We start from the raw sequence: 19089 nt of genomic DNA, 5'->3' as shown, positions 1-19089 counted from the left end.
TCGGGCCAGCGGAAACAGCCCCGCGCAAGGGTCCGGCCCGAGCGCTCTCGGGCGCTCGGGCCGGACCTCCCCTCCCCACGCACGAGGGAAACCAGTTCCCTCGCGACGATCATTCGCGTTATTGCGGCGATTTCACGTCATCGCGGCAGACCCAGCTTCCGCGAGCACGCCGGCCAGGCGCCGTAACCGCCGCGGGCGTCGCGCAGGTTCTCCGCGACCGCGATCTGCTGGTCCCGCGACGCGCGATGCGGGTAGCGGTTGAACTGCTCGCCACCGTTCGCCGCCCAGGTGCTGCGGCTGAACTGCAAGCCGCCGTAATAACCGTTTCCGGTGTTGGCGGACCAGTTGCCGCCGGATTCGCACCTCGCGAGCGAATCCCACACCGCCGCTCGATCGTCGTTCGGGGTCGCCGCGGCGTTCGGGGTCACCGCGACCAGGGCGCTACCGCTGATGGCGACAGCCGCCGCAACGGTCCACTTCGTGAATCTATGCAACGTCACTGCACATCCTCACAACCGAGGGTTCCGGCTTGGGAGGACCTCCGCGGGAAGTTCCTGCGGAGTTCGGGGTGTCCCCGTACCGGCTTCCACAGTGGACGGTAGGAGTCGGCGTGCGGACCGCAAGCGGACGCGGGCGGATCCCGCCTACCAGAAAGCGCAGCGTGAGGAACTACAGGGCTGTGACTACCCCTGATCGAGGCCGAAGACTCGCTCGGCCGTGGCAGTGGTGGCCACTGCGAGCTCATCCGGCGTCATGCCACGGAGTTCGGCCAGGTCACGAAGGGTGTAATTGACGCAGTACGGCTGGTTGGGCCGTCCGCGGAACGGGTGCGGGGTCAGGAACGGCGCGTCGGTCTCCACGAGCATCTGCTCCAGAGGGACCGATTCCGCCGCCTCACGAAGGCTTTTCGCGTTGCGGAACGTCGCCGTGCCGGCGAACGAGAGGACGTATCCCTTGGCAACGCAGGACTCGGCGAACGCGGCGTCTCCGGAGAAGCAGTGGAAGACCACCTTCTCCGGGGCGCCCTCCTCGTCCAGGATGCGCAGGATGTCGTCGTGGGCCTCGCGGTCGTGGATCATCAGCGGCTTGCCGGTCCGCTTCGCGAGACCGATGTGCCAGCGGAACGCCTCCTGCTGCGGCTCCGGCGGCGAGTAGTCCCAGTAGTAGTCCAGCCCCGTCTCGCCGACCGCCACCACGCGCGGGTGCGCGGACAGCTCCTCCAGCGCGGCGCGATCGCCGGCGCTGAAGTCCTTGGTGCGGGTCGGGTGCAGCGCGACCGCGGCGAACACCCGCTCGTCCCAGGTCGCGGCCTCGACCGCCCAGCGAGCGGAGTCGAGGTCGTCGGCGACGGTGACCACCCGCCCGACACCGGCGCTCTGCGCGCGGTCGACGATCGCGCGGACGTCCTCGGCCGTCTTGGCGCCGCACGCGTCCAGGTGGGTGTGGGAGTCGACAGCGCCTGCCGCCAGCGCCTCGGGCACCGGCGGCAGCTCCTGCCTCGTGTCCTTCTTGCCCATCAGGACGGCTGGATCGGGGCCCACTCCGGGCCGGTCTCGCCGAGTTCGGCGTCGAGCTTGGCGAACAACGGCTTCGGCTTGTCCAGCGGGCGGCCCACCTCGATGTCGGTGGACTCCCACTTGGCCTGCTCGGCGGCGTACTCGCCCATCAGCACCGGGTAGGACAGCGACGGCTCGTCGAGGTCGTCGACCTCGCGGATCTCCGGCTGCGCCGCCCAGACCCCGGAACCGCCCATCAGCTCGTGCACCTTCTGCGCGGAGTGCGGGAGGAACGGCGTGAGCAGCGTGTTGGCGTCGGAGACGACCTGCAGCGCGGTGTGCAGCACCGCGTCACGGCGGTCCGGGTCCTCCTTGAGCTTCCACGGCTCCTGGTCGGACAGGTACTTGTTGGCCGCCGAGACCACCCGCATCGCCTCCTGCGACGCGAGCTTGAACCGCGAGCTGCGCAGGTGCGCGCCGACGGTGTCGAAGGCCGCGCGGGCCTGCGCCTTGAGCTCCTCGTCCGCGGGAGCCGGAGCCGTCGGTGCGGGGACCGCTCCGTTGTTCTTCGCCGCCATCGAGATGGACCGGTTGACCAGGTTTCCCCACTCGTTGGCCAGCTCGAAGTTCGTGCGGCGGACGAACTCGTCCCAGGTGAAGTCGGTGTCCTGGTTCTCAGGACCGGCCACCGAGATGAAGTAGCGCAGGGTGTCCGGGCCGAACTCGCGCAGGAAGTCGCGCACGTAGATCACGGTGCCGCGCGAGGTGGAGAACTTGGACCCGCTCATGGTCAGGAACTCGCTGGAGACGACCTCGTCGGGCAGGTTCAGCTCGCCGAACGGGCCGACCTCGCCGCCCTTGTCGCCGTGGCCGTTGTGGCCCATCAGCAGCGTCGGCCAGATCTGGGCGTGGAAGGTGATGTTGTCCTTGCCCATGAAGTAGTAGCCCTGGGCCGCCGGGTCGGTCCACCACTGCTTCCAGGCGTCCGGGTCGCCGGTGCGGCGGGCCCACTCGACGCTGGCCGACAGGTAGCCGATGACGGCGTCGAACCACACGTAGAAGCGCTTCATGGGCTGGTCGCGCCAGCCGTCCAGCGGGATCGGCACGCCCCAGTCGAGGTCGCGGCTGATCGCGCGGGGACGCATGTCGTCGACGAGGTTCTGCGCGAACTTGAGCACGTTGGGCCGCCAGCCGTCCCGGGTGGACAGCCACGTGCCCAGCGACTCGGTGAACGAGGGCAGGTCCAGGAAGAGGTGCTCGGTCTCGACGAACTCCGGCTTCTCGCCGTTGATCCGGGAGACCGGGTTGCGCAGCTCGGCCGGGTCGAGCTGGTTGCCGCAGTTGTCGCACTGGTCGCCGCGCGCGCCGTCGTAACCGCAGATCGGGCAGGTGCCCTCGATGTAGCGGTCGGGCAGCGTGCGGCCGGTCGACGGGCTGATCGCGCCGGTCGTGGTCTTCGGCAGCACGTAGCCGTTGCGATGCAGCGCGAGGAAGAGGTCCTGCACCACCTTGTAGTGGTTGCCGGTGGTGGTGCGGGTGAACAGGTCGTAGGACAGGCCGAGACCCTGCAGGTCCTCGGTGATCACCCGGTTGTACTTGTCGGCCAGCGCGCGGGTGCTCAGGCCCTCGTTCTCCGCCTGGACGGAGATCGGGGTCCCGTGCTCGTCCGTGCCGGAGACCATGAGCACCTGGTTGCCGGCCATTCGCTGGTACCGGGAGAAGACGTCCGAAGGCACACCGAAGCCGGAAACATGACCGATGTGCCGGGGGCCGTTGGCATACGGCCAGGCCACAGCGGTCAACACAGAGGCGCTCATGGCGTTCAAGGGTAGTCGGCCGCGCATCTCCCTTTTCGGTGCGGGGGCACGGCGCAGTTCCAGGGGTTTGTTCCCGCAGCCGCTTCGCATGGCGCTGCGGGGAGCGGAACCTGGGCTGGTCCCAGTTTTAGTCCAAACCGAGCCATGATCATGTCCGAAATGTCGGCTCAGTTAGGACTAAAACTGGGACCGGGTGCGGCAGGTGTCGTTGCTTCAGGTGTGGGACTCAGCCGGCACCGCCGTGCCGTCCCCTGTGGGGATTTCTCACACGCTGTCTGGCGAGTACGCCGCGACGCCGTGTATTGGCATACAAAAGGAGTGGCGCACGGAGTCCAGACGGCGTGTGAGGTTCCGCCACCCGCACCGCCAAGCAAAGTGATTCTGCAATGACCCCTAAAACTGGGACCGGGCGAGCGATGGGCCCTACTTGCGCGCGGTGAGGACGGCGTCGTAGAGCTCCTTCTTGCGGACTCCCGCGAGTTCGGCGACCTCGGCGACCGCGTCCTTGAGGCGGATGCCCTCGGCGGCGCGCTGTTCCACGCGATCCACCAGCTCCGCGGGATCGGTGGGGGCCGCCTGCTCGGCGCCGCCGAGCACCACCGTGATCTCGCCGCGCACGCCGTCCGCAGCCCATTCGGCGAGCTCACCGAGGCTGCCGCGCTTGATCTCCTCGTAGGTCTTGGTGAGCTCGCGGCAGACCGCCGCCGGCCGCTGCTCCCCGAGCACCGAGACCGCGTCGGCGAGGGCGTCGGCGAGCCGGTGCGGGGCCTCGAAGAACACGCTGGTGCGCTCCTCGGCGACCAGCCTGCCGAAGAACTTCCGCCGGTCGCCGCTCTTGCGCGGCGGGAAGCCCTCGAAGCAGAACCGGTCGGAGGGCAGGCCGGACACCGCGAGCGCGGTGGTCACCGCCGACGGCCCCGGCAGGCACGTCACCGGCAGCCCCTCCGCCACGCACGCCGACACCAGCCGGTAGCCGGGGTCGGACACGCTCGGCATGCCCGCGTCGGTCACCAGCAGCACGGACTTCCCCTCGCGCAGCGCGTCGAGCAGCATCGGAGCGCGCGCCGACTCCACGGCCTCGTAGTAGCTGACGACCTTGCCCGCCGGGTGAACGCCCAGCGCGCTGGCGAGGTTGCGCACCCGCCGGGTGTCCTCGGCGGCCACCACCTCGGCCGAGCCGAGGGTCTCGACGAGCCGCGAGGACGCGTCGCGGGCGTCACCGAGCGGGGTGGCGGCGAGCAGCAGGGTGCCGGAGTCCATGACGACACAGCGTAGGCCGGGTCGGCAGGACGAACACCGACGGTGCGGCCGGGGAAGGCACGCCCGCCCCTTACGATCGACGGTGTGAGCGCCCCAGTCCGCAGGTTCGGCGGTGCCGACGAGCTCGTCCAGGTCGGCCGCGCACCGTCAGCTCGCCGCCCCGGGGAGTCCGACCCGCTGCCGTTGCTGGACACCTCGATGCCCACCGACCGCAGGCGCGGTTGGGTGGTGACGCTGGTGATCACCCTGATCGCCGGTCTGGTCCGCCTCTGGGACCTGGGCCGGGCCACCGACGAGGGCACTCCGGTCTTCGACGAGAAGCACTACGTCCCGCAGGCGTGGCAGATGCTGCGCAACGGCGGGTACGAGGACAACCCCGGTTACGAGCTGGTGGCGCACCCGCCGGTCGGCAAGCAGCTGATCGCGATCGGCGAGTGGCTGTTGGGCTACACGCCGTGGGGATGGCGGATCGTGGCCGCGCTGTTCGGCACCCTGATGGTGCTGCTGATCGTGCGGATCGCCCGCCGGATGACCCGCTCGACGCTGCTCGGCGCGCTGGCCGGTGTCCTGCTGATCTGCGACGGGCTCAGCCACGTGCAGGCCAGGGTCGGGATGCTCGACATCTTCCAGGCGCTGTTCATCCTCGCCGCGTTCTCCTGCCTGCTGGTGGACCGCGATCAGGTGCGCGAGCGGCTGTGGCAGGTCTGCTCCGACGGCAGGCTGGACCCGTCGACCTGGGGACCGCGGCTGGGTTTCCGCTGGTGGCGGTTCGGCGCGGGTCTGATGCTCGGCCTGGCCTGCGGGGTCAAGTGGAACGGCATCTACTACATCATGGCGTTCGGCCTGCTCAGCGTGATCTGGGACGCGCTGGCCCGGCGGGCGGCCGGGGTGCGCAGGCCGTGGCGGGCAGCGCTGGTGCGCGACACCGCCCCGGCGCTGTGGGCGCTGGTGGGCATCCCGCTGCTGGTGTACTTCGCGACCTGGTCTGGGTGGTTCGCCAGCGAGACCGCGACCGACCGGCACGCGGTCCTGCTCAACGACCAGGTGGGCATGAGCGGACTGCCGGACGTCCTGCGGTCGCTGCTGTACTACCAGCTCAACGTGCTGGACTTCCACACCCACCTGACCACGCCGGACACCCCGCACCCGTGGGAGTCGAAGCCGTGGGCGTGGCCGATGGGCGTGCGCCCGATGCTCTACTACTACGAGTCCGGGATGCCGGGCTGCGGGCGCAACAGCTGCGTGCAGGCCACGATGCTGATCGGCACCCCGGCGATGTGGTGGCTGGCGCTGCCGGTCGCGGCGTGGTCGGTGTGGCGCGCGGTGTTCCGGCTGGACTGGCGCTACGCCGCGGTCCTGGTCGGCTACGGCGCCGGTTACCTGCCGTGGTTCACCAACCTGTCGCGGCAGATGTACTACTTCTACGCCACGCCGCTGGTGCCGTTCCTCGTGCTGGGCATCGTGCTGGTGCTCGGCCACGTGCTGGGCACCGCCCAGGACCACTACGAGCGGCGCAAGACCGGGCTGCTCGCGGTGTCGCTCTACATCGGGCTCGTCGTCGCCAACTTCGTGTGGCTGTGGCCGGTGCTCAACGGCGATTCGATCTCCTACGAGCACTGGCAGGCCGAGCTGTGGCTGCCGTCCTGGCGCTGATCAGCGCGGCTCCCACCGGAACCAGGTCTTCGCCAGCAGCACGAGCAGCAGGGTCCAGGCCAGCAGCGAACCGATCGCCGGGAGCAGCGGGCCGCTGCCGGTCATCGCGATGTGGACCAGGCTCGCCAGTCCGACGCCGGGCAGCAGCAGCGCGAGCGGGCTCGCGGCACCGAGCACCGAGCTGCCGAGCAGGACGAGGAACAGCGGCAGCGTGGTGAACTGGGCCTGCTCCGAGGAGGAGGTGCGTCCGCTGGTCGCGATCCCCGCCGCGACGCAGAGCGCGGTGCACAGGACCAGTCCGAGCACGATCGGCAGCGGGTTCACCGGCATCGGCGCGCCCATGATCGCCGAGATGCCCAGCATCAGCGCCGATTGCAGCAGGGCGAGCACGACGCCCGGGGTGAGCAGGCCGACGAGGATCACGGCGTCGGACGCCTCGCCGCTGCGCAGCCGCTTGAGGTAGCGGTCCTCGCGGCGCGCGGCCAGCGCGGCCGTGACCGCGAAGTAGACGGTGAGACCGAGGACCATCAGCAGCTGCGCCGAGATCACCACCGACCACACCCCCGGACCGGCGTCGGAGGACGGGTTGAGGGAGACGAACACGCCGACCATGATCGGCATCAGGAACGCGCTGGTCGCCACGGTCTTGTTGCGCAGCAGCAGTTTCAGCTCGGTTCGGGCGAGCGCCAGGACCATCATCACGCCTTGGCCTCCTGTCGGACGGACTGGAAGATCTCTTCGAGGGAGGCCGGATGGGCACGCAGACCGGTCAGGTCCAGGCGCCCGTCGGCCCAGTTCAGCAGGGTGTGCAGGTCTCGCTGCAGTTCCGGAGTGCGGACATCGACGCGGTTGCCCGCCCACGTCGCGGTGCCGACCAGCGGCGGCAGTGCGACGTCCTGCGGAGCCGAGAAGGTGATGCGCGCGTGGTGCTCGGCGAGGACGTCGACGAGTCGTCCGGCGACCTCGATGCGACCTTCGTGCATGATCGCCAAGCGGTGCGCGAGGCGTTCGGCCTCTTCGAGGTAGTGGGTGGTCAGCAGGACCGTGGTGCCCTTGGCGAGCAGGCCGCGGACGAGATCCCAGGTGGTCCGGCGGGATTCGGGGTCCATGCCGACCGTCGGTTCGTCGAGGAACAGCAGTTCCGGCTCGCCCAGCAGCGCCAGGGCGAGGTCGAGACGGCGCCGTTCGCCGCCGGAGAGGTGCTTGACCCGGACGTTGCGACGGGCGACGAGCCCGAGCGCTTCGATCGTTCCGTCCACATCGGAGGGTGTGCTGCGCAGGTCACCGCCGAGCCGTGCCGTCTCGGCGACGGTCAGGTCGCCCGCGAAACCGCCGTCCTGCAACATGATTCCGGTCCGACGGCGGATGCTCCGATCGCGCAGCGGGTCGGCGCCGAAGACGCGGACCTGCCCCTCCGCGGCAGCGCGGTGTCCTTCCACGGTCTCCAGCACGGTCGTCTTCCCCGCTCCGTTGGTTCCCAGCAGCGCGAACAGCTCGCCCTGCCGGACCTCGAAGTCGATGCCGCGCACCGCCTCGAACTCGCCGTAGCGGCAGCGCAGGCCGCGGGCTTCGATCACTGGTGTCATGCCGTCGAGCCTGGTCGCGAGGAGGTTCCGCCGGTAGAGCGTTCCGTCAGCGCTGCGCGGGTGCGGTGTCAGCGGATCCGATGACGGATGTCATGAGCTCGGCGATCCAGTGCCGCCGCGGCGGCCGGATGCACGATGCTGGGAGCGTGAACGAGGACCCGACCGAGTTCGACCCCCGACGGCTCGCGCGGCTGCGCCGCTACACGTGGTGGTCGATCGTGCCGATGATGCCGATCTACGCGCTGTTCCCGGCCATCAACCTCGCCACCGTGACCTACAGCGCCGTCGAGATCGTGGTGCTCGCCCTGGTCGCGCTGGTGGTCGCGGTGGACGGAACGCAGCTGTCGACGCTGCTGATGCGCGGTTTCGGTCACGGCCCCCGCTACCCGGTCGCTCGCGGGCTGGTGCTCGCCTCCGGGCTGGCCGCCGCGGGCTACGCGATGTCGACGAACCCGTTCGGGATCCTCTGGGTGCTTCCGGTCAGCGGACTGGTGAGCGTGCACGTGGCGCTGGCGGCACCCCGGATGCGCTGGCCGATCCAGATCGTCGCGACGGTGATCATCGCCGCGGTGGCGTGGGCGGGCGGCGCGCTCGGCGGCCCGCACCCGATGATCGGGATGTTCTTCGCCTTCTACGCCGTCCTCATCGTGTCGCTGGTCTCGGCGCTGACCGTGGGCGTGGTGTGGTTCTGGGACATGGTGCTGGCGCTGGACCGGGCCCGATCGGTCAGCGGCGAGCTGGCCATCGCCCGCGAAAGGCTGCGCTTCGCCGCGGATCTGCACGACGTGCAGGGACATCACCTGCAGGCGATCGCGCTGAAGGCGGAGCTCGCCGAGCGGCTGGTCGGCAACGACGACGAGGCGGCTCGCGCGCAGGCCGCGGAGGTCGCCGAGCTGGCCCGCACCGCGCTGCGCGACACCCGCGCGGTCGTCCAGGGTTACCGGCACAGCACCCTGACCGGCGAACTCGCCAACGCGCGGGAGATCCTGGAGGCTGCGGGCGTGCAGACCGAGGTGCGCGGCGACGCGGCGCTGGTCCCGCCCCCGCTGCAACCGCTCTTCGGGGCGCTGGTGCGGGAGGGAACGACGAACGTCCTGCGGCACTCCCGAGCTCGGCACTGCACGCTGGAGATCGCGGTGGAGGGGCCGAGCACCCGCGTCGTCCTGCGCAACGACGCGGCGAATCCGCCTGGTGGAGAAGGAGGTTCGGGCATCGAAGGGCTCAAGCGCCGCTTCGCCACTGTGAGCGGGCACGTCGAGGCCCGCCACGAGGGCGAGCACTTCGAACTCACCGGCACCGCCGAAGAACCCGGGAACCGCTGATGGCCGCGGGCAACGACGTGATCCGGATCGTGCTGGCCGACGACGAGGACCTGATCAGGGGCGCGCTGGCCGCGCTGCTGGGGCTGGAACCGGACCTGGACGTGGTGGCCCAGTGCAGCAACGGCGCCGAAGGGCTCGACGCGGTTCGCCGGCTCGCGCCCGACATCGCCGTCTTCGACCTGGAGATGCCCGAGCTCGACGGGGTCGAGGCCGCTCGGCGGCTCGCCGGGGAACTCCCGATCGTGCTGGTCACCCGGCACGCACGACCAGGAGTGCTGAAACGCGCGCTGGAGGCGGGGATCCGCGGTTTCGTGCCGAAGACGACTCCGGCGACGAAGCTCGCGGCCATCCTCCGCGACGTCCACTCCGGCGGCCGCTACATCGACCCGGAGATCGCGGCGGCCGCCCTGACCGGTGACGCCTGCCCGCTGACCGATCGCGAGCTGGAGCTGCTCCGGCACACCCTCAAGGGCGGCACCATCGCCAGCATCGCCGCCGAGGTCCACCTCGCCCAGGGCACGGTGCGCAACTACCTGTCGGCCGCCATGACCAAGCTCGACGTCACCACCCGCCACGAAGCCGCCCGGCGGGCCTGGCAGGAGGGCTGGATCTAGCTGGGTGCTTCGGTGTGGGGGGAAGTTTTCATGAAAACTTCCCCCCACACCGACCCCCGGAGGTGGACGTCGAGGTTCCCCGTTCAGCCGAGCGAGGAGAGGGTCTTCCGGAGGGCCGAGACCGCGTCGAGGATCTCCTCCGGGCGAGCCGAGAGCGGCGGCCGGGCGCGGAGGGAATCCGGACCGGACGGCAGGAACAGCGTCCGGTGCTGGTCCCGCGCGATCTCCAGGGCGCGGGCCCGGTGCGCGGGGTCGTGGAAGCTGATGGCGCACATCAGGCCCCGGCCGCGCGGCGAGTGGATCAAGGCCGGGAACTCCGCCGCGAGGTCGCGCAGCTCGGCCAGCAGGAGCTCGCCCATGGCCCGGCTGTGCGGGAAGAGGCCCTCGGCCTCGATGACCTCCAGGATCCGGGTCGCGCGGACCATGTCGGTGAGCGAACCGCCCCAGGTGGAGCTGATCCTGCTGGGTTCGCGGAAGGCGTTGTCGGCGACGTCGAGAACCCGGCGGCCGCCCATGACGCCGCAGACCTGCAGTCGCTTGCCGAAGGCGACCAGGTCGGGTTCCAGCCCCAGCGCCTGGTGCGCCCACGCCTGACCGGTCAGCGCGCCGGTCTGCACCTCGTCGGCGACGGTGAGCACGTCGTGCTCGACGCACATCCGCTGCACGGCCTGCAGGAACTGCGGCCGGAGGTGCCGGTCTCCGCCCTCGCCCTGGACGGGTTCGTAGACGAAGCAGGCGATCTCGGCTCCGTAGCGGCGAAGCGCGGCCTCGGCGGCGCTGAGCGCGTGGACCTCTTCGGGCAGCAGCGCGTCGGAATCCCAGCGCTCACCGGGTTCGATGGCGGGGCTGGGGATGCGCGGCCAGTCGAACATCGGGTAGTCGCGGATCTTCGACGGGTCGGTGTTGGTCAGCGACAACGTGTACCCGCTGCGCCCGTGGAAGGCCTTCTCCAAGTGCATCACGCGGCTGCCGCGCACGGCGACCCCGCGCCGGGCGTTGACCTTGGTCTTCCAGTCGAAGGCGACCTTGAGCGCGTTCTCCACGGCGAGCGTCCCGCCGTCGATGAAGAACAGCAGCGGGAGTTCGGCGATCCCGACGACCCGCTGGAAGGTCTCGGCGAACCGGGCCTGCTCCTCGGTGGCGAAGTCGGGGTTGGAGGGCTTGACCCGCCCGACGCGCACCAGCTCGGCTTCGAACTCCGGCGTGCGCAGGCCGGGGTGTCCGTGCCCGAGCGGTGCGGAGCTGAAGAACATCGTCAGGTCCAGGTACTCGGTGCCGTCGCGCACGTCGCGGAGCCGGCAGCCGCTGCCCGCGTCGAGGTCCACGACGATGTCCATCAGATCGCCGGTGACCTGCGCTTTCAACGCGGCTACGGGGTCGGTCCCGGCCCGCTGGGCGGGGACTGCGGTCGAAGCGGTCTCGTGCTGAGCGGTCATGATTCGGCCTCCCGGCTGCGTGTGCGCGGGTCTCACGCACACAACAAGAATTACACAGAAGACCGCGTTATGAGCAAGATACTTCAGCTGATCGTCCGCATCGACGAAAGATATTCTCCTGCTCCCGGCGCACTTCGCCCCTTGAGCAGAAGATTCCGCGAGATCAGCCGACGCGGCCGACGCCTCCGAAGAGGTACACCGGCGCCGGCGTCTCATCCGTGGTGTCCGGGCGCCACTGCGAGCAGCTGGTCACCCCCGGCTCCAGCAGCTCGGTGCCGGCGAACAGGCCTTCGATCTCAGCCGCCGTGCGCGCCCGGATCGGCGTGCCGCCGCGTTCGGTGGTCTCCCGCATCGCGCGCAGCATCCGCTCCCCGTGCACTTCGGCCGTGGAGTGGGTGAGCACCAGGAAGCTGCCCGCGGGCAGCGCGTCGACCAGCTCCCGCACGACCGAGTACGCCTCGCCGTCGTCCATCAGGTGGTTGACCACGCCGAGCAGCATCAGCCCGATCGGCCGGCCGAAGTCCAGCGTGCGCTTGGCGGCGGCGAGGATCTCCTGCGGCTGCCGCAGATCGGCGTCGAGGTAGTCGGTCCTGCCCTCGCTCGTGCTCGTCAGCAACGCGCGGGCGTGCGCCAGGACGATCGGGTCGTTGTCGACGTAGACGATCCGGCTCTCAGGCGCGAGGCGCTGGGCGACCTCGTGGGTGTTGTTGGCGGTCGGCAGCCCGGTCCCGACGTCGAGGAACTGGCGCACGCCGTCCCCCACCACGTGGCGCACCGCCCGCACCAGGAACGCGCGCTCGGCCCGCGCTCCCTCGGGGATGTCCGGGATCTGGGCGATCACGGCGTCGCCCGCCTCCCGATCGGCCGCGTAGTGGTCCTTGCCGCCGAGCCAGTAGTTCCAGATCCGCGCCGACTGCGGCGTGCTGCTGTCGATCTCCACCGCTCCCCGCTCCCTCCGCTAGAGTTCCGCAGATCCTACGCGGGACCAGGCCTCACGAGACCCCCTGCCGATATCCTCTGGCGCATGGCCAGGAGGTCGGGATCCGAGACGCGCGAGGCGATTCGCGACGCCGCGACGCGACTGTTCACCGAACGCGGCTACGCCGACACCTCGGTCCGCGACATCGGCTCGCTGGCCTCGACCGATCCGGCGCTGGTGATCCGGCACTTCGGCAGCAAGGAACTGCTGTTCCTGGACACCATGCACCTGAGCATCGACGACGAACCTCTGCTGAACGTGCCGCTGGAACGGCTCGGCGCTCGATTCGTGGAGGTGCTGCTCGATTCCGATACCCGCAGCCGCGCGATCTACCTGGCGATGGTGCAGGGCAGCGGCCACCCGCAGATCGCCGCACGGCTGCGCGAGACGCACGAGACGTCGTTCGTCCAGCCGCTGCGGGTGCGGATGCGGGGACCGGACGCCGAAGCCCGCGCCCGCTCGGCCGCCGCGCTCGTCGGCGGACTGCTCTACGCGCTGTGGGTGGTCGGCGACCAGCAGCTGGCCGCCGACCGGAGCGGCTTGGTCGAGCGCTACGGAGCGCTGCTGCAGCGGTTGCTCACGCCGTGATCACTGCACCGACCACCCGCCGTCGGAGGGCAGGATCGCGCCGTTGAGGTTCACCCCGTCGTCGCTGAGCAGGAACGTGATCGAGGCGGCGAGCTGGGCGGCGGTGGCCACCGGGGGCATCAGCCCGATGAACCCGCCGGTGCGCTCGCGCCCGAACTCCGACATCCCCTCGACCGACGAGGAGATGTTGGTGAGCACCCCGCCGGGGGCGACCGCGTTGACCCGGATCCCCGACGGCCCGTACATGAAGGCGGTGTTGCGGGTGATGCCGACGACGGCGTGCTTGGACGCGGTGTAGGCGACGCCGGCGGCGTTGCCGCGCAGGGACGCCTCGGAAGCGACGTTGACGATGGACCCGCTGCGCGCCGCCAGCATCGACGGCAGCACGGCGCGGGTCAGCCGCATCAGCCCGTCGACGTTGACCCGGAAGGCGCGCTCCCAAACGGCGTCGTCGAGCTCGTGCAGCGGGCTGAAGTCGTCCATCACCCCGGCGACGTTGGCGAGCCCGTCGACGCGTTCTCCCGCCGCGGCGATGATCCGGTCCACGTCAGCGGCCTGCGCGATGTCACCGGCGACGGTGACCGCGCCGGGCAGCTCCGCGCCGAGTTCGTCGAGCGCTGCGGCGTTGACGTCGGCGGCGACGACGCGACCGCCTTCCCGGGCGATCCGTGACGCGGTCGCGCGGCCGATGCCGGAGGCCGCACCCGTGACGATGACGGTCGTGCCGTCGAACCGGCCGGGCACGATCCGCTCCTGCCAGCCGGACGCGGCCGCGTCGACCTCGGGCATGACCCCGCCGTTGGCCCGCAGCACCAGGTCGTCGACGGCCTCCCGGCTGAACGCGCCCTGGCTGAGCTCGACCAGCTGCTCCAGCGGCAGACCGCTCACCGGTGCCAGGTCCGCGGGCTCGCGGCCGGACGCCGCCAGCAGTTCCTCGATCAGCGGGCGCCCCTCGGGGTGTTCCAACCACTCCCCGATCGAGCTCTTGCCGCTCAGCACTCCGCTCACGCCCACCTCCGAGGTTCAAGTCAACACCGTTGACTTGAACCCTACGCGCAGAGAGCGGTGGCCGACCCACGTCGTGGATCGGCCACCGCCGCACTCCTGCGCAGCGGGGAGCGACTCACCACCCCGCCTGCGTCCTGCTCGTCAGCGCAGGGCGTTGAGGGTCAGCGTGAACACCTCGGGGTCGCCCGCGTTGACCTTGCCGCTGTGGTCCTCACCGGCGTTGGAGCTCACGTCGTCGTACGCGAACGCGTAACCCTTGCCGTCGGGCAGGTTCTCGTGCACGACGCGCGCGTAGTGGTTGGTGATCTCGTTCTGGTAGAACGTCGCCGGGTCTTCCTCGTGCGGCTGGTTGGGGTTGATCAGCAGCGTGGTGCGGTTGAACGCCGCCGCCAGCCGCGGCACGATCGCCAGGCGCTCCTGCGAGTCGCTCTCCGGGTTGTTGGCGAACGGACCGCTGTTGCAGCCCCAGATGTCCACCGAGGACGGCTTGGCGAAGCGCTCGCCGCCGAACACCAGCTCCTCGCCCTCGACCTTGCCCTCGATGATGCCGAGGTCCTCGCGCTGCGTGTCGACGAACAGCGACTCGCCCGCGTACTTGGCGTAGACCTCGTCGACGTAGGGCTCCAGGTAGCCCTCGAAGTCGCCGGCGCGGTGGTTCGGGTTGAGCACCCGCACGACCTTGCCGTCGGCTTCCTGGACCAGCGTGGCCCAGTTGCCGCCCATGCCCTTGAGGCTCTCGGCGACCTTGTCCATGCCGCCGGTGGGCATGCCGGGCACTTCCTGCTCACCGCTGCCGGTCGTGGTCAGGTGCAGACCGATCGGCGCGGCGACGAAGTCGACGTAGCTGATGTTGGCGTAGATCTGCTCGGCGTTGAGGGTGAACTCCGCGAAGGTCCAGTCCTTGCCGAAGTTCGGGTCTTCGCTGGAGACGAAGTTCGGGTGCACGACCGAGGTCGTGCCATCGGCGCCCTGGACGACCTGGAACTCCAGGGTGTCGTTGAGCGAGTAGTACACGCGGGCGCCGTACATGCGGGGCACGGTGACCTCGACGGTGCCGTCGACCGGGATCGCGACGTCGTCACCGATCGGCGCGGGCTCGGGACCGCCGGCCTCGGGGAAGTACGGGGTGCCGTCCGCCTTGATGAAAACGGCCTTCTTCTCGGCGTCCGAGAAACCGGCGATGTACGCGTTCGCCGGTCCACCGGAGTTGTTCTGCAGCACGAACTTCATGCTTTCCGGCGCCGCCGAGGCGAACGGAGCGCTGATCGCCTGGGCCCAGAACGGTGCCGACAGGGCCGCAGCGGAATATCCGAGAAACCGCCGACGAGAAACCATGTGGATACCTCCAGAGACAACGGGACAGCCGCGCTGGGCAGCCGATCCTCTCTCGTGATCGATCCCGAAGTCTGCCTTTCTGGACTCGTCTTTCCATACCCCCAAAAGGAGCGAAATCATCACACCTGAACATTATTCAACGCAAACGCACATTCGCTATCCGTGCGCAAGACGAGGGCGACATTCCGACAGATAATTGTGAACGCACTCGAATGGGCAATCCGAAATCCGTGATTTTCGCAAGTGAACCAAAACCTACCGCTATCCGTTCACCGCGTACAGGGATACGGGCTCGGACTTTCCCTTCAGCTCCCGCTCTAGAGGTCGTTGCCCGCGTAGGACAGGTTGAAGCTCTTGTTGGTCAGCGGGAAGTCCGGAACGATCGTGTCGGTCAGCGCGACGGGCAGCGCGGGCCAGTTGAAGAAGCTGGGATCGACGATCCTGACCCGGCTGAGCGTGCCGTCGGCACCGAGCTCGACCCGGTGCACGATCGTGCCGCGCCAGCCCTCCACGATGCCCGCTCCGGAACCCGTTGCGCGCGAGCCGGACTCGGCGGGCTCCCCGGAACCCGTCCGGCCGCCCAGCGCCTCGACCAGCTGCGCGATCAGCCGGATGGAGTGGGCGATCTCCTCCACCCGCACGACGAAGCGGGCCAGGACGTCGCCCCCCGTCTCGCCGCGGGAGGCGCGTTCCCCCGGCTCGTCGAGGACCGGGTGGTCGTGGCGGGCGTCCACGTCGAGGCCGCTGGCCCGGGCGACGTAGCCCAGCGCGCCGAGGTCGGCGGCCTGCTCGGAGGTCAGGACCGCGGTGCCGGAGAAGCGGTCCCGGACCACGCTGTGCCCGAGCGCGAGGTCGGCCAGCTCGGCGACGTCCTCGCCGATGTCCGCCAGCTCGCCGGGATCGGGCAGGTTCCGGAGGGACGTGCCGCCGACGTGGACGCACCCGCGCAGGAGCCGGTGCCCGGCGACGTGGTCGTTGATGCGCAGCAGTTGTTCGCGGATCCGGCCCGCGTGGGCGTTGAGGATGCCGTGCCCGACGTCGTTGCAGAGCGCGCCGAGGTCGGTGACGTGGTTGTAGAGGCGTTCGAGCTCCAGCAGAACCGCGCGGAGCTGCCGGGTCTCGGGCCGGACGCGCATCGACCGCGCGTCCTCGACGGCCTGGCAGAACGCGAGCGCGTGCCCTGCCGACGTGTCGCCGCTGATGCGCTCGGCGATGTCGAGGGCGTCCTCGGGACGGCGCCCCTGGAACAGCTTCTCCAGTCCCTTGTGGACGAACCAGAGGCGGGCCTTGAGGTTGAGGATCGTCTCGCCGACGACCGAGAAGCGGAAGTGGCCGGGTTCGATCATGCCCGCGTGCACGGGGCCCACGGGGATCTCGTAAACCCCGGGCCCTTCGACGGCGCGGAACGAGTAGGGCCCGTCGACGTCGCCGAACTCCGGCGGGCCCCCCGCGTCGAGCAGCATCGGGTACCAGCCCCGGGGCCAGTGGAAGTGCCGGACGAGGCGGTGCGGCAGCGGGTGGTCGTCGGGCACGATGCCGAACAGGTCGCGCATCTCCCGTTCGAACCGGCCTGCGGGGAACGACAACCCCGCCACGCTGGGCAGGTGCGGGTGGTCGCGGTCCAGCGGCACGTGCAGCTCGACGCGCCGATCGGTGCCCGCCTGCGTGAAGAGGTAGACGGCGCGCAGCGCGTCCCCGTCGTCGTGCCCGGCGATCAGGGCGGTCCGGAACCCCGCTTCCAGCAGCTCGGCCACCTGGCCCGGGATCGCGTCGGGACGGATCGTGCGCGCGATGCGGCGGTAGCCGACCGTCCTGCCTTCTGATGTGTTCATGGTGTTCCCGCGAGGAGGTCGGCGGCCGAGGACAGCAAGGGGTGCAGCGGACCGGCGGTGAGGCCGATGACGGCGCAGGCGAGGAGTCCGACGACCAGCGCTGCACCGGCGGCCGGGTGCGCTCGGGCCGGGGCGCTCGCCGCGCCGGGCCCGTCGGGCGCGGCACCGAGCACCATGCGGCTGGTGTGGGCGACCAGAGCGGCGGCGACCACGAGGACCAGGACGAGAGCAGCGGCCGTCGCCCAGCCGAGTCCTGCTGCGAAACCGGCTCGTGCGATGCCGAGTTCGCTGGCGAACAGGCTGAACGGCGGCAACCCGATGAGCGCGAGGACGCCGAACCCGAAGCACCCGGCCAGCACCGGCTGCCGGGCGGCCAGGCCGCGGACCCGGTCGATGCGGCTGGTCCCGGTGATCTGCAGCATCCGTCCGGCACCGAGGAACAGGACGCTCTTGGCCAGCCCGTGGCCGAGGACGTGCAGCAGGACGGCGGCGATCGCGAGCCGCCCGCCGATCGCCGCGCCCAAGCCCATCAGGCCCATGTGCTCGATGCTGGAGTACGCCAGCATGCGCTTGTAATCGCGCTGGGCCAGCAACAGCGACGCCGACAGCGCCAGCGACGCCAGGGCGATCACCACCAGCAGCGTCCGGGCGAAGCCGACACCCAGGGCGGCGTCGGCGATCACCTTCACCCGCAGGATCGCGTAGAGCGCCACCGACAGCAGAACGCCCGACATCAACGCCGACACCGGCGCCGGCGCCTGGCTGTGCGCGTCGGGCAGCCAGGCGTGCATCGGTGCGAGTCCCGCCTTGGTCCCGAACCCGACGATCAGCAGCGCCACGGCGATCCGCGTGACGTCCGGGTCGAGCGAGTGCGCGTGAGCGGTCAGCTCGACCCAGTCGAGCCCGACCCCGGCAGCCGCGTGCTGCGCGGCGTAGTTGAGCAGCAGCGTTCCCAGCAGTGCCAGCGCGATCCCCGCCGAGCAGATCACCACGTACTTCCACGCCGCCTCCACCGCCGACCGGGTTCGGCGCTGTCCCACGAGGAACGCGGTGACGATCGTGGTGGCCTCGACCGCGACCCACAGCACCCCGAGGCTCGCGGCCAGCACCGCCAGCGACATGGCCGCGAGGAACAGCTGGACCAGCAGGCTGTGCCGGGCCGCGGTGCGCGCGCTCGCCCGCCCGGCGCCGATCTCGGTGCGCAGGTGGTCGGGGGTGGCCGCAGTGGCCAGGAGAGCGACGGCCCCGATCACGACGAGCATGAACGCGCTCAGCGCATCCGCCCGCAACGATCCGCCCAGGGTGCTGACCGGCCCGCCGCTGATGACGGCCGAGGCGACGGAAATCGCTGCGGTCAGCACGATTCCGGCGCTCGCGGCGCTGATCCACGCGCTGGCGCGGTGCCACCCCACCAGCGCGTAGATCCCGGCCGCGAGAACGGGGACGGCGACGGGGACGAGGAGCAGGAGGGTGGTCATCAGTCGCGCAGCTCCCTCAGTTCGTCCAGATCGGTGTCTCCGAAGGTGTCCCGCATCCGCGTGGTCAGGATCTGGAGGACGAGGACGGCCAGCAGCACGTCCAGGGACACCCCCAGCTCCACGACGAGCCCCACCCCGGAGGTGGTGAGGAACCCGACCGCGGTGATGCCGTTGTCCATCAGCAGGAACCCGACCAGCTGGGACAGCGCTCGTCGCCGGGTGACCAGCACGAAGAACCCGATCAGCACGACGGTCACGCCCACCGCGACGGCCTGCGTCGCCGGCGACGGAGCCAGGGCGACCAGCGGCTGCGACACGGCGTAGCCCAGCAGCGTCAGCACCGCGGCGGCGAGCAGCGAGGAGGCGACGTTGACCAGCGGCCGCGTCTCCCGGCGCTCCTCGCCGGTCGCCGCCAGAGCGCGTCGCAGCAGCGCGGGAAGCACCCCGGCCCGCAGCACGAGGATCCCGACCGCGACAGCTCCCAGCTCGATCGAGCCCTCGTGCGCGGCCAGCACCGCGACGAGCGCCGCCAGCGCCAGTCCCTGCACCGCGAAAACGCGGATGATGACGGCGAGTTCCCGGCGCCACAGCACCAGCACGGCGGTGAGCAGCAGGACCCCGCAGGCCAGGTCCAGCAGGTGGACGTAGAGATCGGGGCTCATGGGGCCACTTCTCGCTCGGTCGT

Annotated in this window: 16 protein-coding genes and 1 pseudogene; 4 read left to right on the top strand and 13 right to left on the bottom strand. The window is 70.4% G+C overall.

The features are described 5' to 3' along the window. Positions 1–137: 137 nt before the first annotated feature. The 4 genes and pseudogenes from FHU35_RS28235 to rsmI form a co-directional block, all read right to left on the bottom strand. Positions 138–389: pseudogene (locus FHU35_RS28235) on the bottom strand (transglycosylase family protein); the annotation flags it as partial. Between the two features lie 294 nt (positions 390–683). Next, a complete protein-coding gene (locus FHU35_RS28230) occupies positions 684–1517 on the bottom strand; it encodes a TatD family hydrolase (RefSeq protein ID WP_145745281.1) in 834 nt (277 codons plus the stop codon). Beyond that, positions 1517–3313, bottom strand: a complete 1797-nt coding sequence (gene metG, locus FHU35_RS28225; RefSeq protein ID WP_145745279.1) for a methionine--tRNA ligase — start codon at positions 3311–3313, stop codon at positions 1517–1519. The genes FHU35_RS28230 and metG overlap by 1 nt, the downstream gene beginning before the upstream one ends. A gap of 423 nt (positions 3314–3736) precedes the next feature. Continuing rightward, positions 3737–4573 (bottom strand): 16S rRNA (cytidine(1402)-2'-O)-methyltransferase, encoded by an 837-nt coding sequence (rsmI, locus tag FHU35_RS28220; protein WP_145745276.1) that lies wholly within the window; start codon positions 4571–4573, stop codon positions 3737–3739. A 198-nt stretch (positions 4574–4771) separates the two neighbouring features. On the opposite strand from rsmI, the gene FHU35_RS28215 reads away from it, so the two are divergent. Continuing rightward, positions 4772–6226 (top strand): dolichyl-phosphate-mannose--protein mannosyltransferase, encoded by a 1455-nt coding sequence (locus tag FHU35_RS28215; protein ID WP_145745436.1) that lies wholly within the window; start codon positions 4772–4774, stop codon positions 6224–6226. Here FHU35_RS28215 and FHU35_RS28210 read toward each other — a convergent pair whose 3' ends face one another. Next, positions 6227–6925 (bottom strand): ABC transporter permease, encoded by a 699-nt coding sequence (locus FHU35_RS28210; RefSeq protein WP_246110631.1) that lies wholly within the window; start codon positions 6923–6925, stop codon positions 6227–6229. It lies immediately after the preceding gene. Further along, positions 6925–7812, bottom strand: coding sequence for an ABC transporter ATP-binding protein (locus FHU35_RS28205; RefSeq protein WP_145745272.1), 888 nt, complete (start codon positions 7810–7812; stop codon positions 6925–6927). The genes FHU35_RS28210 and FHU35_RS28205 overlap by 1 nt, the downstream gene beginning before the upstream one ends. Before the next feature lie 146 nt (positions 7813–7958). Between FHU35_RS28205 and FHU35_RS28200 the strand changes: the two genes are divergently transcribed. Beyond that, positions 7959–9134, top strand: coding sequence for a histidine kinase (locus FHU35_RS28200; protein WP_246110624.1), 1176 nt, complete (start codon positions 7959–7961; stop codon positions 9132–9134). After that, on the top strand, positions 9134–9748 hold the full coding sequence (locus FHU35_RS28195) for a response regulator transcription factor (protein ID WP_145745270.1): 615 nt from the start codon (positions 9134–9136) through the stop codon (positions 9746–9748). Before FHU35_RS28200 ends, FHU35_RS28195 begins: the two co-directional genes overlap by 1 nt. An 83-nt stretch (positions 9749–9831) precedes the next feature. On the opposite strand, the gene lat is transcribed toward FHU35_RS28195, so the two are convergent. Continuing rightward, positions 9832–11184 (bottom strand): L-lysine 6-transaminase, encoded by a 1353-nt coding sequence (gene lat / locus FHU35_RS28190; protein ID WP_145745268.1) that lies wholly within the window; start codon positions 11182–11184, stop codon positions 9832–9834. A gap of 163 nt (positions 11185–11347) precedes the next feature. After that, positions 11348–12124: an SAM-dependent methyltransferase gene (locus FHU35_RS28185; RefSeq protein ID WP_145745266.1), complete on the bottom strand. Its 777-nt coding sequence runs from the start codon at positions 12122–12124 to the stop codon at positions 11348–11350. A gap of 84 nt (positions 12125–12208) precedes the next feature. Between FHU35_RS28185 and FHU35_RS28180 the strand changes: the two genes are divergently transcribed. After that, on the top strand, positions 12209–12751 hold the full coding sequence (locus FHU35_RS28180; protein WP_145745264.1) for a TetR/AcrR family transcriptional regulator: 543 nt from the start codon (positions 12209–12211) through the stop codon (positions 12749–12751). Here FHU35_RS28180 and FHU35_RS28175 read toward each other — a convergent pair whose 3' ends face one another. The 5 genes from FHU35_RS28175 to FHU35_RS28155 all read right to left on the bottom strand — a co-directional run bounded on the left by FHU35_RS28175 (position 12752) and on the right by FHU35_RS28155 (position 19066). Next, positions 12752–13759, bottom strand: a complete 1008-nt coding sequence (locus FHU35_RS28175) for an SDR family NAD(P)-dependent oxidoreductase (protein ID WP_246110623.1) — start codon at positions 13757–13759, stop codon at positions 12752–12754. A 141-nt stretch (positions 13760–13900) separates the two neighbouring features. Then, positions 13901–15094 carry a glycoside hydrolase family 64 protein gene (locus tag FHU35_RS28170; protein WP_145745260.1) on the bottom strand — a complete coding sequence of 398 codons (1194 nt, stop codon included), beginning with the start codon at positions 15092–15094 and terminating at the stop codon, positions 13901–13903. A gap of 317 nt (positions 15095–15411) precedes the next feature. Then, entirely contained in the window at positions 15412–16926 is a 1515-nt protein-coding gene (locus FHU35_RS28165; protein WP_145745258.1) for a hydrogenase large subunit, read from the bottom strand. After that, positions 16923–18404, bottom strand: coding sequence for a proton-conducting transporter transmembrane domain-containing protein (locus FHU35_RS28160; RefSeq protein WP_145745256.1), 1482 nt, complete (start codon positions 18402–18404; stop codon positions 16923–16925). Before FHU35_RS28160 ends, FHU35_RS28165 begins: the two co-directional genes overlap by 4 nt. Next, on the bottom strand, positions 18404–19066 hold the full coding sequence (locus tag FHU35_RS28155; protein WP_145745254.1) for a hypothetical protein: 663 nt from the start codon (positions 19064–19066) through the stop codon (positions 18404–18406). The genes FHU35_RS28160 and FHU35_RS28155 overlap by 1 nt, the downstream gene beginning before the upstream one ends. Positions 19067–19089 lie beyond the last annotated feature (23 nt).

Source organism: Saccharopolyspora dendranthemae, from assembly GCF_007829955.1.
Taxonomy (GTDB): domain Bacteria; phylum Actinomycetota; class Actinomycetes; order Mycobacteriales; family Pseudonocardiaceae; genus Saccharopolyspora; species Saccharopolyspora dendranthemae.
This window is presented reverse-complemented; position numbering and strand designations above follow the sequence as displayed.

Coding starts and splice junctions, on each gene's coding strand:
- lat (WP_145745268.1), bottom strand. CDS start 11,184: ATGACCGCTCAGCACGAGACCGCTTCGACCGCAGTCCCCGCCCAGCGG.
- FHU35_RS28180 (WP_145745264.1), top strand. CDS start 12,209: ATGGCCAGGAGGTCGGGATCCGAGACGCGCGAGGCGATTCGCGACGCC.
- FHU35_RS28230 (WP_145745281.1), bottom strand. CDS start 1,517: ATGGGCAAGAAGGACACGAGGCAGGAGCTGCCGCCGGTGCCCGAGGCG.
- FHU35_RS28195 (WP_145745270.1), top strand. CDS start 9,134: ATGGCCGCGGGCAACGACGTGATCCGGATCGTGCTGGCCGACGACGAG.
- FHU35_RS28205 (WP_145745272.1), bottom strand. CDS start 7,812: ATGACACCAGTGATCGAAGCCCGCGGCCTGCGCTGCCGCTACGGCGAG.
- rsmI (WP_145745276.1), bottom strand. CDS start 4,573: ATGGACTCCGGCACCCTGCTGCTCGCCGCCACCCCGCTCGGTGACGCC.
- FHU35_RS28210 (WP_246110631.1), bottom strand. CDS start 6,925: ATGATGGTCCTGGCGCTCGCCCGAACCGAGCTGAAACTGCTGCTGCGC.
- FHU35_RS28155 (WP_145745254.1), bottom strand. CDS start 19,066: ATGAGCCCCGATCTCTACGTCCACCTGCTGGACCTGGCCTGCGGGGTC.
- metG (WP_145745279.1), bottom strand. CDS start 3,313: ATGAGCGCCTCTGTGTTGACCGCTGTGGCCTGGCCGTATGCCAACGGC.
- FHU35_RS28160 (WP_145745256.1), bottom strand. CDS start 18,404: ATGACCACCCTCCTGCTCCTCGTCCCCGTCGCCGTCCCCGTTCTCGCG.
- FHU35_RS28215 (WP_145745436.1), top strand. CDS start 4,772: ATGCCCACCGACCGCAGGCGCGGTTGGGTGGTGACGCTGGTGATCACC.
- FHU35_RS28165 (WP_145745258.1), bottom strand. CDS start 16,926: ATGAACACATCAGAAGGCAGGACGGTCGGCTACCGCCGCATCGCGCGC.
- FHU35_RS28170 (WP_145745260.1), bottom strand. CDS start 15,094: ATGGTTTCTCGTCGGCGGTTTCTCGGATATTCCGCTGCGGCCCTGTCG.